The following is a 14,048-nucleotide window of genomic DNA, read 5'->3' on the forward strand; positions in this document are numbered from 1 at the left end:
GTTCTCTGTTCGTCAGTTGTACGCCTTCGCGACGCCGTCGAGCAGATGCTCCAGGGTGTCGTAGTTCGGTGCGTCCACCACGTCGATCAGGTTCGGGATCACCGGAACCTGATGGTCGGCAGCGACCTTCGTGAACAGGCTCGCATCGCTCGGCCGGAAGCCGTGTTCGGCGGCCAGGCCTTGCAGTTCCGGGTCCGTGGACAGCAGCTTGCCGATGCGGTCGCCATTGTCGTTGAGCGGCACCACCGTGTGCTGCGACAGCACGGTGGGGGACGGGTACATGAGGACCGTGTCCGGCTTCAGCTGCCCGTGTGCGGCGGCATCCACGTACTGCGCCTCATAGATCCACACCATCGGCGTCGGACCCATACCGCCCGCGAGATACTCCTTGAACGGGCTGTCGCTGCTGCTCTCGGTGAACCCCTGCCGCGTGAACAGCCGCGAAATGCGGGACACCGCATAGTCTTCGGCCTTCTCGCCGCGCACGATCGTATTGTCATTGGCCACATACGCGGTCACCGCGAGGTACATGGCGGCCGAGTTGGAGGTGCGCGGGTCGGTGGTGGAGACCAGGACGTTCTTACGCACCGGGTAGGTGGTATTGCCCTCCAACTGATCCCACTGCACGCCCTTCTCCGCCAGCGCCAGGTACTTCTCCACATCGAAAGTGGTGGTGGCCCCGGGCTTCACGACCCCGGCCTGCGCGAGCAGATCGGCGATCGGCTTGAAGGTCGCGATGGCCATCGGCGAGGAGAACGGCGTGTACTTCCCGCTCACTCCGCGCTGCCGCTGAATCCGCTCGGCCGCGGCCGCACTCGATGGAAACGCGAAGTCATAGCGCCCCAAATCAACTGAGGTGGCGATCTGCCGCGACCCCGCCGGATCCACCTCGACCTTCACCCCATGCTTGGCGAGCGCCTCCGCCACCTTCGGATCCTCGAAGAACCCCAGCTTCTCCGACCCCACCACCCCGCGCACCGTGGTCAACTGCGCTGGGCCCGCCGTCACCGGTCCCGAATTCGATTCCCGCCCAGTCGTAGCCACCGCGATCACGACCACCAGCACGACCGCCGCGGCCACTCCGCCCAGCACCCGCTTATCGCGCGCCAGCGCCTTCAACCTGCTCGAGGTGTCGGGAAGGTTACCTTCTCCCGAATTCGAATTGTCCCCCAATGGAATTGCAGATGTCTTCTCGATATTCACGTGCCCGATATTGGAATTGGCAACTGCCGGAGCAAGTTCCCGACGCGCGATCCGCTCGACCAGAATAGGCACGAATTCCCGCACCTTATGCCCATCGAATCGCCGCCGAACCGCCCCCACCACGGCCTCGACCCGCTCCACCGTATGCGCCTCGCCATAGGCATCCACCAGGCGATTCGTCACATTCAGCAGCGCTTTTTCTTCCCGGGCAGTATCGACCGCCACAGTCTCTCCTAGACCTCACACCGAATTGGATTGCGCGGCAGAAAGATACGCAAAAAGCCGCGCCGACCCGACCCTACCGGCATCACCGATCAATTCCGACCGGAGCGGACGACTTCACACTCCCGCCCGAATTCAGTCGAGCATTCCGATGTCGAGATCGACAACAACCCCGAAATGATCACTCGCCCAGATATCTCCGGAAGGAGTATCGAACGCGAGCACGGCCGACCGCACCCGCGCATACGCCTTCGGATGCGCATACGGCGACCCGACCAGCACGTAATCGATCCGCCGTCGATGCCGCGGCTGCCGCACCAGATACTCGATGTCCTGTGCCGCATTGGGGTTTTCGTCACTCCACGTGTACCCGGGCCCGTCTCCGGCGATCTCCCACGCATCGTGATACTGCACACCCCGCCCCGCCAGCGACTGCCGCCCTGTCAGATACCGGAGCGAGGCAGCATCCGGCGCGGCATTGAAGTCTCCGGCGATCACCGTGGGCAGCGCGGTCCGATGCCGCGCATCAAGATCCGTGAGCGCCAGCACCTCCCGCTCCCGTTCCCCCTCCGCCTCCATCCGAAAAGCGGTAGTCGGCGCAAGAAACAACACCTCCCCGACCCCCGGAAGCTCGACGAGCGCGGCCAGTGTCTCCCAAGGCACATCCGGCGCCCCCACACCCCGCAGGTCAAGCGTCTCCACAATCCGATGCGGCCACCGGGTCGCAATCGCATTCCCCCCATACCGGTCAGCCCCCGGCGCCACACCGGCAGTCACCTCCGCCTGATGAGTCCCCCGCAACCCGGTCCCCGCCACCAACTCACCCAACTGCCCGCCCCCCGGCTCCCACAACACCTCCTGCAAGGCAACCAAATCCGGATCCAGCCTGCGCAACCCCGCATTGATCACGGCACCCCGCGCACCCGAATCCCCTTGGCTATTCCACACATTCAAGGTCACAACACGAAGATGCACCCAATCCGAATGCCCGCTCCCCGTACCGCCAAACCCGTCTCAGAACTCGAGTTCGGCCCAGGGAACGTGGATCGGGAACGGGTGGTCGAAGTCGATGCCTTTGTCGGCGGTGGTCCATTCGCCCGCCAGGAGATAGTTGGCAGGGTGTAGGGGCGCAATGCCATTCGGAAGGTGGCCGCCGATCCCCAGGCCGTATGCGCGAACGGCGCTGATGTGGCGTGGGTTTCGTCCGAGGACGACTTCCCAGTACCAGGGGATCCCTGCGGCGGCGTAGCGGGCTTTCCGTGCCTCCCCGCTGCGTGCGGTATTGACTGGAGACAGCACTTCGCCGACGAGTAGCAGGTCGGCCGCACGAAGATCCTGGTACTCCCGTTCGAGACACCTGTAGACGAGGAAATGAGGAGTCGCGAAGTCGGATTTGCCGTCAACTCCGAAGAACACGTTCGTCTCGGTCGAGGCACGCCAGCACGGTTCGGGATGAATCGACAGGTTCTGGCGAGCGCAGCGGCGCAGGACGGCCCAGAACTGTCCCGAGCAGTCCTGATGTTCCGCAGGGCCCCGTCGAACCCAAACGGGACGCCCCGCCCAAAGCTCGATCTCACCGGCGATCTCTTCGGGTAGGCGCTCGAGCTCCTCCCAGGTCATGGACTCCGGCAGCTGTGGTTGGTCGATATCGGGGATCGACATGCGGCAATGCTATCGGGGCTATGAATATCTTCCGGTGTTATCGGTCAGGGTTGGCCGGGGAAGGGGAGGGTGGCGGGGGTGGTGCCGAGGATGGATTGCCAAGTGGCTAGGCGGAGAGCGGAATCGGTGAGGGCGGTGATGGCGGTGCGGCGGATCTCGTCGGTGGTGGCCTGTTCGACCGCGGAGCGCCAGGCGATGGCGCAGTCACCTTCGACGGTGACCGCCAGCTTCGCGGCGGGGATGGGGTCGTTCACCGGGAAGGGGGTGGTGTAGGCGGCGGAGGGGGCGGGGACGATTCCGCCCGCGGCCGAGAGGGCGTCGGCGGTGGCGTCGCGGCGGGCGCGGTGGGCGGCGGCGTATTCGGAGACGAGCTTGGCGCGGTCCGTGTTCGCGTAGGCGGCGATGACACCGTAGGCGTAGACCGCGGCGTATTCGGCGCTCAACGCAGTGGTGAGCGCCTGCTGATCGGCGGTAGTCATGCGAGCAGAACCCCCGCGTGGGTGGCGCAGGCGGCGCTGATCGAGGCGAGCAGTCCGGCGCGGTAGTCGGAGAGGGTGGCGGAGAGGTCGGCGGCCGAGCGCTGGCCCTGGGTGAGGCGGGTGCGGAGGTCGGTGATCGACTGCGGGGCGGACGGGACGGTCGGGGTAACCGGCGGGGTGCGGCGGCTGGGGGTGGTGCCGTCACCGTAAACGCCGATCGCGCGGTCGATTTCGGTGCGCAGGGCATCGGCGTGCGCGGTGCGCTGGGTCGCGATGAGTTGCAGTGCGCCCGCGCGGTCGGGGGTGGTGGCGATGGCCGCGGTCGCGATGGCGGCATCGACGCGAGCCGACTCCTCCAGCGGCAGAAGCGGATCCGGGGCCGCGGTGTCCTCGGCCTCCGAGCATGCGCTCACCGCGCCGAGCGCGGCCACGGCTAGTACGCCGCCACCGGCCAACCGGAAGACGGCGCGACGGTCCACTGTTCGGTCCCGGAGGACCACGACACCGGCCGGATGGCCGCTCTGACTGCTGGGCACGGGTACATGGTGCCAGCCGTCGCGGGAGGCTTGCCGCGCCAGGGCCGTCGGATAGGCTGTGATCTCGATCGATATGCCACCGGTGCGGGCGCGTCGTCCCTGGACACGCCGCCGCGGCGCTCGGGTGGACCGGGCCGAACTCGAGAGCATCGGCTGGTCCTTTACACTCTTTCAGCGCGTTACGCTAGACCTTCGGTGCGGTATTTCGCCGACTTGTAGATCCAAGCCCCACCCGCATCGATACCGACAACTCAACCCGTCACAACTGAACCAGGAGCCGCCCCACATGCCGCTGCCGACCGAGGAAAGGGTGAGCCAGTTAGTAGCTGGGCTCGTCGAACGCCGAGGATTCGACCTCGAAGGCGTCGCCATTTCGGCTGCCGGTACAGCTCACACCCGGGTGGTGGTGACGGTCGACAGCGATGAGACCGCCTCTCTGGACGCCGTCGCGGAATTGAGTTCGCAGATTTCCGAGGCGCTCGACGAAGCCGGCGATTTCGGCGATACCCCGTACCTACTCGAGGTCACCAGTCCCGGCATCGACCGGCCCCTGATCGAGCTACGCCACTGGCGGCGCGCTCGCGGCCGCAAGGTGAAGGTCACGCTCCGCCCGGGCGTCGAATCTCCGGAGGAGAAGGGCAAGTCACGTTTCGAGGCCCGCGTGGGAGCCGCCACCGACACCGAGGTGGCGCTGGTCCTCGGCGGCAAGCGGAAGCCACACCGGGTGACGGTGCCGCTGGCCGATATCGAGTTCGCGGTGGTGCAGGTGGAGTTCTCGCCACCGGGAGCCGCCGAGCTCGAACTGGCAGGGGGAGTAGCGCCCGGCCGGCCCCAGCCGGGAGCTCAGGAGGGACCTGAAGTTACCGAAGAAGCCACAGAAGCAGATGCGGCAGAAGTTGCGTCCGATTCATCGACCGAAGGGATCGTGGAATGAACATCGAAATCGAAGCCTTGCGCGCGATTGTCGCCGACAAGGGGATCTCGATGGAGACCGTGATCTCCGCGATCGAATCCGCATTGCTCACCGCCTACCGGCATACCGAGGGCCACCAGCCCACCGCCCGCATCGACATCAACCAGAAGACCGGTGTCGTGCGCGTGATGGCCCGCGAGGTCGATCCGGACGGCAATGTCATCTCCGAGTGGGATGACACCCCGGAGGGTTTCGGCCGCATCGCCGCCACCACCGCCCGCCAGGTCGTGCTGCAGCGCCTGCGGGACGCCGAGAACGAGAAGTCCTTCGGCGAATTCGCCACCCACGAGGGCGAAATCGTCGGCGGCGTCGTGCAGCGCGATGCGCGCATGAACGCCCGCGGCACCATCGTGGTCCGCATCGGCAGTGAGGCGCACGGCTCGGAGGGCGTCATCCCGCCCGCCGAGCAGGTGCCCGGCGAAACCTACGAGCACGGCGACCGCATCAAGTGCTACGTGGTCGGCGTCTCCCGCGGCCCGCGCGGCCCGCAGATCACCCTCTCGCGCACGCACCCGAACCTGGTGCGCCGCCTGTTCGCGCTCGAGGTGCCCGAAATCGCCGACGGTTCGGTCGAAATCGTGGCCGTGGCCCGCGAGGCCGGACACCGCTCCAAGATCGCGGTCCGCTCCACCGTGCCCGGCGTGAACGCCAAGGGCGCGTGCATCGGCCCGATGGGTCAGCGCGTGCGCAATGTGATGAGCGAACTGGCCGGCGAGAAGATCGACATCATCGACTACGCCGAGGATTCGGCGACCTTCGTCGGGAATGCACTCTCGCCCTCGAAAGTTGTATCCGTCACCATCGTGGACCCCGAGGCGCGTGCCGCACGGGTCGTGGTGCCGGACTTCCAGCTGTCGCTCGCCATCGGCAAGGAGGGCCAGAATGCCCGCCTCGCAGCCCGTCTCACGGGCTGGCGAATCGACATTCGCAGTGATGCGGCCCCTGATGTGACCGGAGCGGCTCGGACCGAGGCGCACCGGAGCTGATCTTGCCGGAGTCGTCCGGCCGGTCATCAAAAGATTTGTGAAACAGACCCCTCGGATGACAGGTTGATAACTTCCAAGGGGTACGGATGCGGAGATCGGGACGTGGCAGCGGTAGAGTGGACGCAGGCTCAGTGCGAGTCTCCGGCTTCTCTGCGCGCTGCTCGGGTGAAAACAAGATCAGCACCCGTGCGGACCTGCATAGGATGTCGTAAGCAAGCACTGGCCGCCGATCTGTTGCGAGTCGTGGCACAAGCTTCTGCCGAAGGGCAGGAACTTGCGGTCATTCCCGATCCGCAGCGCAGACTGCCCGGAAGGGGTGCGTCGTTGCACCCCCTTTCTTCTTGTCTGAGCAACGCAGTGAAGCGCCGAGCATTCGGCAGAGCACTACGAGTGTCCGGACATCTGGATATCTCAGCCCTGGAGCATTACGTAGAGAACAGGCACGAGCACTCATGAGCACACCGTGAAGTCCCAGCGATGATCGACCATCGAAATTAGTCGAGGTCGTGCGGGCGCCCAGTCGTAAGACGGGCTGCCGCGCTCGACCTCTTAGTGAGGAGAGCAGTGGCAGGCAAGGCCCGCGTACACGAGTTGGCGAAAGAACTCGGTGTTACGAGCAAGGAACTACTCGCAAGGCTCAAGGAGCAGGGCGAGTTCGTGAAGTCGGCGTCCTCGACGGTGGAAGCACCCGTCGCGCGTCGTCTTCGGGAGTCCTTCGCGTCGAAGAGCTCCCCGGCGAACGGCAATAAGCCGGCCGCCGCTTCCGGTCAGAGCAGCCAGGGCCCGCGCCCGGCAGCGAAGCCGACCTCCGGTGCCACCACAGGCCCGCGTCCCGGCGCTCCGCGTCCGGCCGCTCCGGCCCCCGCGGCACCGGCCCCCAAGCCGGTTACCCCGGCCGTGTCGGAGCAGCCCGCTGCCCCGGCTCCGGCCGCCGCCGCAGAAGCTCCGGCCGTGCGTCCGGGACCGGCCGTGAAGCCGGGCCCCGCGCCCACCCCGAAGCCCCCCGTGCGCCCCGAAACCCCTGCTCCCGCAGCGGCTTCCGAGGCTCCGGCGGCTCCCGAGCAGCGTCCCGCCGCTCAGGCTCCGCGTCCTGCCCAGCAGGCCGGTGGCGCTCCGGCGCCGCGTCCGGGTGGCCCGAAGCCGGGTCCGAAGGCCCCGCGCGTCGGCAATAACCCCTTCTCTTCCGCGCCCGAGCGTCCCGCTCCGCGTCCGGCCGCCCGTCCGGGTGGACCGGGCCAGGCTCCGGGTCAGGGTGGCCCGCGTCCGGGTCCGGCTCAGGGCGGTGCTCGTCCGGGCCAGGGCCAGGGCCAGGGTGCCCCGCGTCCGGGTCAGGGTGGTCCGCGTCCGGCTCCGGGGCAGGGCGGTCCCCGTCCGGCTCCGGGTCAGGGTGGACCTCGTCCCGCAGCAGGCCAGGGCGGTCCCCGTCCCGGTGGCCCGCGTCCGAGCCCCGGCTCCATGCCTCCTCGTCCTAACCCGGGTGCCATGCCCGCTCGCGCTCAGCGTCCGGCCGGTCCGGGTGGCGCAGGCCGTCCGGCTCGTCCGGGTGGTCCGGGCGGTGCGGGTGCCGGTCGTCCCGGTGGCGGCGGCGGTGGCGGCGGCTACCGCGGTGGCGGCGCTCCGGGTGCCGGTGGCGGCGCTCCGGGTGCCGGTGCGGGTGCAGGTGCTCCCGGTGGTTTCCGCGGTCGCCCGGGTGGCGGCGGCGGTGGCCGTCCCGGTTCCGGTGGCGGTCGCGGCGGTGCCGCGGGTGCGTTCGGACGTCCGGGTGGCGCTCCCCGTAAGGGTCGTAAGTCGAAGCGGGCGAAGCGCGCCGAGTACGAGAACCAGCAGGCGCCCATCGCCGGTGGCGTGCGGCTGCCGCGCGGCAACGGCGAGGTCGTTCGCCTCGCTCGTGGCGCGTCGCTGTCCGACTTCGCCGAGAAGATCGGCGCCAACCCGGCTTCGCTGGTGCAGGCGTTGTTCAACCTCGGCGAGATGGTCACCGCTACCCAGTCGGTGAACGAGGAGACCCTCGAGCTGCTGGGTTCGGAGATGAACTACATCGTGCATGTGGTCTCTCCGGAGGACGAGGACCGCGAGCTGCTCGCCAACTTCGACCTCACCTACGGCGAGGACGAGGGCGACGAGGACGATCTGCAGTTCCGTCCGCCGGTCGTGACCGTCATGGGTCACGTCGACCACGGTAAGACCCGACTGCTGGACACCATCCGTAAGGCGAACGTCCGTGAGGGCGAAGCCGGCGGTATCACCCAGCACATCGGCGCTTACCAGGTGCTGACGCACGTCAACGAGCTCGATCGCCTGATCACCTTCATCGATACCCCGGGTCACGAGGCGTTCACCGCCATGCGTGCCCGTGGTGCCAAGGCCACCGATATCGCGATCCTCGTGGTCGCGGCCGACGACGGCGTCATGCCGCAGACGGTGGAGGCCATCAACCACGCGCAGGCCGCTGATGTGCCGATCGTGGTGGCGATCAACAAGATCGATAAGGAAGGCGCGAATCCGCAGAAGATTCGCCAGCAGCTGACCGAATACGGTCTGGTCGCCGAGGAGTACGGCGGCGAGACCATGTTCGTCGACATCTCGGCCAAGCAGGGCACCAATATCGAGTCCCTGCTCGAGGCTGTCGTGCTGACCGCGGACGCCACCCTGGATCTGCGGGCGAACCCGGACATGGACGCGCAGGGTGTGGCCATCGAGGCCCACCTGGACCGCGGTCGTGGCCCGGTCGCCACCGTGCTGATCCAGCGCGGCACCCTGCGGGTCGGCGACTCGATCGTCGCCGGCGATGCCTACGGTCGCGTCCGCCGCATGGTGGACGAGCACGGCGAAGACGTCATCGCGGCGCTGCCTTCGCGTCCGGTGCAGGTCATCGGTTTCACCTCGGTACCGGGTGCAGGCGACAACCTGCTCGTGGTCGAGGAAGACCGCATCGCTCGCCAGATCGCGGACCGTCGTAATGCGCGTAAGCGCAATGCGCTGGCCGCACGCAGCCGCAAGCGGATCTCCCTGGAAGATCTGGATGCCGCTCTGAAGGAGACTTCGGAGCTGAACCTGATCCTCAAGGGCGACAACTCCGGTACGGTCGAAGCCCTCGAAGAGGCCCTGCTGGGCATCGATGTGGGCGAGGAGGTGCGCCTGCGCGTCATCGACCGTGGTGTCGGTGGCGTCACCGAGACCAACGTCAACCTGGCGTCGGCCTCCAACGCGATCATCATCGGCTTCAACGTCCGTGCCGAAGGCAAGGCGACCGAGCTGGCGAACCGCGAAGGCGTGGACATCCGCTACTACTCGGTCATCTACCAGGCGATCGACGAGATCGAGAAGGCCCTCAAGGGTCTGCTCAAGCCCATCTACGAAGAGGTCGAGCTGGGCCGGGCGGAAATCCGCGCGATCTTCCGCTCCTCCAAGGTCGGCAATATCGCCGGTTGCTGGGTGACCTCGGGTTCGGTCAAGCGCAACGCCAAGGCGCGCCTGATCCGCGACAATGTCGTGGTCGCCGAGACCGTCACCATCGCCTCCCTGCGTCGCGAGAAGGATGACGCGACCGAGGTCCGCGAGGGTTACGAGTGTGGTATCACGTTGACCTTCAACGACATTCGTGAAGGCGACATCATCGAGGCCTACGAGCTCCGCGAAAAGCCGCGCGACTAGGTTGCAGTACACAGTCCTGCCGGGTCCCTCGTGGGCCCGGCAGGACTGTGCCCCTTCCCTTTCCGGGTAACCGACGCGCATTTCCCGGGGCGCGTTCATATGACTGAAAAACTGTTTTTCGGAGCGCTCGAGTTCGATATCTTGCTCGGTGATGTGCAATCACTGAAGGAGAAGCGCTCCGTCATCCGCCCGATCATCGCGGACCTGAAGAGGTTCGACGTGAGTGTGACCGAGGGCGGGGAACATGACCGATATCGGCGTACGTTGCTCGGTGTGGCAATGGTGAGTTACGGCATGAATCACCTGACCGAGGTGCTGGACAAGTGCGAACGGCACGTCGCGAACCGTCCGGAGTTAGAGTTGCTAGCGGTACGCCGCCGCGTCTTCGGACCCGAAGACTGAAAGACGAGTTAGGAGGGCACGGCCATGGTTGATCAAGCCAGGGCACGCCGACTCGCGAAGCGGATTTCTACGATCGTGGCTACCGCCATCGATAGCGAGATCAAGGATCCGCGGCTGCGTTTCGTGACCGTCACCGATACCAAGGTCGGCGGAGATCTACGCGAGGCCACCGTCTACTACACGGTGATGGGTGAAACCCTCGACACCGAACCCGACTACGCCGAAGCGGCGGCCGGACTGGAGAAGGCCAAGGGCATTCTCCGCTCCAAGGTCGGCGCCGGCACCGGGGTGAAGTTCACCCCGAGCCTGTCGTTCGTGCTCGATACCGTGCCGGACGCGGCCAAGCAGATGGAAGAACTGCTGGCCCGTGCGCGCGAGGTGGATGAGCGGGTGGCTCAGGTGGCCGTCAATGCCACCTACGCCGGTGAGGCCGACCCGTACAAGGCCGACGACGAAGACGAAGACTGATCTTCGTTCGCGGCAGCCGGGGGAGGAGACGCGCCGGTGAGTGAACCGTTCGATCTGACCGCGGCGGTGTCGGTGCTCGACACCGCACGGTCGGTGACGGTGCTCTGCCATGTGCAGCCCGATGCCGACACGATCGGCAGTGGGCTGGCCTTGGCCCAGGTGCTGCATCGGCGCGGGGTTCCCGTGCGTGTTTCCTTCGCCGAACCTTCCGAGTTGCCCGCCTCCATGCGGTCGCTTCCGGGGACCCAGTTTCTGGTTCCGCCGGGCGAGGTTCCGCGTGAAGTCGATGTGCTGGTGGCCGTGGACTGCGGCAGCGCGGGGCGGCTCGGTTCCTTGCGGGATCGGCTGGACGGGGCTCGGGTGAGCCTCGTACTCGACCATCATCGATCCAATACCCGATTCGGCGATGTGAATGTCATCGACGAGGCCGCGGAATCGACCGCGGGGTTGATCGCGCGCGTTCTCGATGCGTGGGGTGAGCCCATCGATCGTGCTGTGGCGCATTGTCTTTACGCCGGATTGGTCACGGACACAGGGTCTTTCAAGTGGCCGCGGCCCGGCTCGCATGCGCTTGCCGAGCGGCTGATCGCTACCGGTATCGATCCCGCGAGCATTACTCGCACGCTCATGGACACCCATCCCTTCGGCTGGCTGCCGATGTTGTCTCGGGTGTTGGCGTCGGCGCAGTTGGATCGCGAGGCCGCCGACGGTGCGGGGCTCGTCTATGTTTTCGTCCGGCGTGAGGACACCGCCGGGGTCCGCTCCGAGGAGGTCGAAAGCATTATCGACCTGGTGCGGACCACCTCCGAGGCGCAGGTCGCCGCGGTGTTCAAGGAATCCCGCAGCGAGCCCGAGCAGTGGACCGTTTCGCTGCGTTCTCACGATTGTGCCGATGGCACACCGGGAGTCGATGTCGCCAAGGTCGCGACCGCTCTCGGCGGGGGCGGACACCGTTATGCCGCAGGCTATTCCACCGGCGGCACTCCGGAGGACCTGATCGCCGGGCTGCTGCGCGAGCTGAACGCGTACTGAATACCTGGCGGATCGGCTGACCTCAGCGCGGCGTATTGCCGAGTGACTGGATCGCGTTCACGAGCTGCCCGCCGACATCGAGCATTAGCCGGAAGACATCCACTGGGACGGGTTTTCCGTTGCACCACAGGATATTGCAGCTGGTCGAGGCGAAAGGCCCGACGCCGAGCAGGATTTCGGCGGCGGTGACCGGATCGAGCACCTTCCCGATGTCATCGAGGCTTTCGATCGGCAGGCCGGGGTTCTGCAGCGTGTACGGATTCACGTAGGGCTCCGCGGGCATATCGGTGACCGCCGCGGTGATCCGGTGGTAGAGCTCCTTGGTATCCGGATTCCCGCTGCCGGTGAGCAGGGCGATCGGATTGCTGAGGTCCACTCGCAGCGGGATTCCCATGCGGACGATCACCATGTCGCGGCTGGGCACGATGGTGATGAATTGCCCGAGCGCCCCCTCGAAGGAGTACATGTCGCGCGGGGAGCCCGGGAATTGCGGGTGGTTGTAGCTGGAGGCGCGCGGGACTTCGGTGCCCTTGTAGGTGTCACCGGAGTTGAGCCAGGTCAGCAGGCCGTAGCCGGGGTTGGCGTCGGTGCCGGTGCGGGCCTGCCCGATGTAGTCCGCATCGATGAGTTGCTGGTTGTCCCAGCGTCCTTCGTGCAGCATGAGCTGACCCAGTCGAGCCATGTCGGAGGGGCGCATGGCGAGTCCGCCATTGACGGCGGTATTGCCGCTGCGGTCGCGCAGCCAGATCCAATTCCCGCGGTCGATACCGATCGGCTGCATCACCTCGCGCTGTGCGAAGCCCTGAAAGTCGGTGCCCGTGGTGGTTTCGACAATCTTGACCAGCAGTTCGATCACGTTCTGCGCGTACTGGAAGGTGGTGCCCGGTGCGTAGTCCGCGGGCGAGGCGAGCGACTGGAGCGCTGAATCTGTGTACAGGCCAGCGAGATCGGCGGTCCAACTGAAGTGCAGGCCCGTCGTCTGGTTGAGCACTTGGCGCACGGTCAGCTGGGCGTGGGCCGGATCGGCCTGCGGGAAGAACTTCACGAGCGGATCGTCGAGCCCGAAATATCCCATTGTGATGGCCCGTCCCACCACGACCGAGGTCACTCCCTTGGTGGCGCTGGCCAGCGGGAGCGGCACATTGCCGGTGGGCGTGCGATCGCCGACGAGGCAGCCGTGCCGATAGATCTGGACCGCCACGCCACCGGCGCTCGCACCGAAGTCGAGTGCATTGTTCACCGCGGCCGGATCCATCCCGACGTCGGCGGGACCGCGCCGATCGAACAGCTGCCCGGCCGCCGGATCGGTGCATCCGTTCTCGGGCGTCGGGTCGGCGATGGCCGCCGGGGAGGTGAACGGAAGCAGCACCAGGGTGGTGGCGGTCAGGGCGGTCGCCCATGCGCTGCGGCGGCGAATCGACATCGATCAACGGCTCCTCGGCAAAACTGAGTGAAACCTACTGGTCTCAGATAGCAGATCTAAGCAGATAGTGCCGCGCGACACAATCGCGCTCATATGTGACACAGGTAGACGACTCGGGGCTATCTAGGTATGTTGTGAGCCCAGCCAGTTTCAGAATGTGCGCCTGGACCATTTCTTCCGTGGTCTCGGTCTGCCTGTTACGTGGGGTATGGGCTGGCCGAGACCGCGGGAGCCATCGCGGCGAACGCGATGGCTGATAGGTGGGTCGGTTTATCGGCTCTGATCCGCCGGAATGATGAAGGTCTCCGCCATGGGGGCCAGGATGTCGACCAGTCTGCCGATCGGTGGGCGCGGATCGGTCAAGAGCCATTCGTGCACCAAGCCATTGGTGGCACCGATGAGTGCGCTGATGGCCAGGTCCGCGGTGGATCGCATCTGGGAGTCGGGGCCGCCGATCGTCTTCAGCATGAGCTGCAGCATTGATCCCCAGCGCAGCCGCCGTTCGCGGCGATACTGCTCGAGCTTGTCGCTGATCCCGACGACCTCGACGAATGCGACCTTGGCGCGGTGCGGATCGGCGCCGAAGTATCCGAGGTGCGCGGAGACGAGTGCGGCGATGGCCTCGTGGATGTCCGGGTTCGGTCCCAGTGCGGCCATTTTGGCGGTGACCGCCTCGGCGGCGCCGTCCTGGATGAAGTCGTAGACCGCGAAGAGCAGGACCTCGCGGGAATCGAAGCTCTCGTAGAACTGGCGCTTGGACAGTTTGGCGGCCGCGCACAGATCGGCCAGCGAGCTATTCGCGTACCCGTGTTCGGCGAAGAGTGCGATCGCGGCGTCGATGAATCGCTGCCGACGTTCGGCCAGACGGTCGGTCACCGCTCGGCCACCGTATTGCCGTCCGGCCATTGTCGTCATGTGGTTCACCGTATCCGACTGTGCCGGAAGCATTGTGCGGCCAGGCGGTCTCGACTGCGTTTGCATGCCGCCTGAACAGCTGTTATCCGGTTT

14 protein-coding genes are annotated in these 14,048 nt (G+C 66.4%); 7 read left to right on the forward strand and 7 right to left on the reverse strand.

What is annotated here, in order from left to right; genetic code table 11:
• Nucleotides 1-12: 12 nt before the first annotated feature.
• The 5 genes from AB0N05_RS06415 to AB0N05_RS06435 all read right to left on the reverse strand — a co-directional run bounded on the left by AB0N05_RS06415 (nucleotide 13) and on the right by AB0N05_RS06435 (nucleotide 4,102).
• Nucleotides 13-1,428, reverse strand: a complete 1,416-nt coding sequence (locus AB0N05_RS06415; RefSeq protein ID WP_364688251.1) for a three-helix bundle dimerization domain-containing protein — start codon at nucleotides 1,426-1,428, stop codon at nucleotides 13-15.
• Nucleotides 1,429-1,560: 132 nt separating this feature from the next.
• A complete protein-coding gene (locus AB0N05_RS06420) occupies nucleotides 1,561-2,385 on the reverse strand; it encodes an endonuclease/exonuclease/phosphatase family protein (RefSeq protein WP_364688253.1) in 825 nt (274 codons plus the stop codon).
• A gap of 54 nt (nucleotides 2,386-2,439) precedes the next feature.
• A complete protein-coding gene (locus AB0N05_RS06425; RefSeq protein ID WP_364688255.1) occupies nucleotides 2,440-3,087 on the reverse strand; it encodes a Uma2 family endonuclease in 648 nt (215 codons plus the stop codon).
• A gap of 44 nt (nucleotides 3,088-3,131) precedes the next feature.
• The gene (locus AB0N05_RS06430; RefSeq protein WP_364688257.1) at nucleotides 3,132-3,566 is read right to left on the reverse strand and encodes a ferritin-like domain-containing protein; all 435 of its coding nucleotides are present in this window, start codon (nucleotides 3,564-3,566) and stop codon (nucleotides 3,132-3,134) included.
• A complete protein-coding gene (locus tag AB0N05_RS06435; RefSeq protein WP_364688259.1) occupies nucleotides 3,563-4,102 on the reverse strand; it encodes a hypothetical protein in 540 nt (179 codons plus the stop codon). Before AB0N05_RS06435 ends, AB0N05_RS06430 begins: the two co-directional genes overlap by 4 nt.
• A gap of 58 nt (nucleotides 4,103-4,160) precedes the next feature.
• On the opposite strand from AB0N05_RS06435, the gene rimP reads away from it, so the two are divergent.
• The 7 genes from rimP (at nucleotide 4,161) to AB0N05_RS06470 (ending at nucleotide 11,617) form a co-directional block, all read left to right on the forward strand.
• On the forward strand, nucleotides 4,161-5,036 hold the full coding sequence (rimP, locus tag AB0N05_RS06440) for a ribosome maturation factor RimP (protein ID WP_364688261.1): 876 nt from the start codon (nucleotides 4,161-4,163) through the stop codon (nucleotides 5,034-5,036).
• A complete protein-coding gene (nusA, locus tag AB0N05_RS06445) occupies nucleotides 5,033-6,061 on the forward strand; it encodes a transcription termination factor NusA (RefSeq protein WP_364688263.1) in 1,029 nt (342 codons plus the stop codon). The genes rimP and nusA overlap by 4 nt, the downstream gene beginning before the upstream one ends.
• Before the next feature lie 150 nt (nucleotides 6,062-6,211).
• Entirely contained in the window at nucleotides 6,212-6,517 is a 306-nt protein-coding gene (locus AB0N05_RS06450; RefSeq protein WP_364689542.1) for a YlxR family protein, read from the forward strand.
• A 108-nt stretch (nucleotides 6,518-6,625) separates the two neighbouring features.
• Entirely contained in the window at nucleotides 6,626-9,715 is a 3,090-nt protein-coding gene (gene infB / locus AB0N05_RS06455; RefSeq protein ID WP_364688265.1) for a translation initiation factor IF-2, read from the forward strand.
• 111 nt (nucleotides 9,716-9,826) lie between these two features.
• Nucleotides 9,827-10,117, forward strand: a complete 291-nt coding sequence (locus tag AB0N05_RS06460; protein WP_364689545.1) for a DUF503 domain-containing protein — start codon at nucleotides 9,827-9,829, stop codon at nucleotides 10,115-10,117.
• Nucleotides 10,118-10,141: 24 nt separating this feature from the next.
• The gene (gene rbfA / locus AB0N05_RS06465; RefSeq protein ID WP_364688267.1) at nucleotides 10,142-10,585 is read left to right on the forward strand and encodes a 30S ribosome-binding factor RbfA; all 444 of its coding nucleotides are present in this window, start codon (nucleotides 10,142-10,144) and stop codon (nucleotides 10,583-10,585) included.
• A 36-nt stretch (nucleotides 10,586-10,621) separates the two neighbouring features.
• Complete coding sequence (locus AB0N05_RS06470; RefSeq protein ID WP_364688269.1) at nucleotides 10,622-11,617, forward strand: bifunctional oligoribonuclease/PAP phosphatase NrnA; 996 nt, start codon at nucleotides 10,622-10,624, stop codon at nucleotides 11,615-11,617.
• A 22-nt stretch (nucleotides 11,618-11,639) separates the two neighbouring features.
• Here AB0N05_RS06470 and AB0N05_RS06475 read toward each other — a convergent pair whose 3' ends face one another.
• Together AB0N05_RS06475 and AB0N05_RS06480 are read right to left on the reverse strand one after the other, a co-directional pair.
• A complete protein-coding gene (locus AB0N05_RS06475; RefSeq protein ID WP_364688271.1) occupies nucleotides 11,640-13,040 on the reverse strand; it encodes a serine hydrolase in 1,401 nt (466 codons plus the stop codon).
• A 270-nt stretch (nucleotides 13,041-13,310) separates the two neighbouring features.
• A complete protein-coding gene (locus AB0N05_RS06480) occupies nucleotides 13,311-13,955 on the reverse strand; it encodes a TetR/AcrR family transcriptional regulator (protein ID WP_364688273.1) in 645 nt (214 codons plus the stop codon).
• Between the last annotated feature and the right edge of the window lie 93 nt (nucleotides 13,956-14,048).

Source organism: Nocardia sp. NPDC051030 (assembly GCF_040683015.1).
Lineage (GTDB): Bacteria > Actinomycetota > Actinomycetes > Mycobacteriales > Mycobacteriaceae > Nocardia.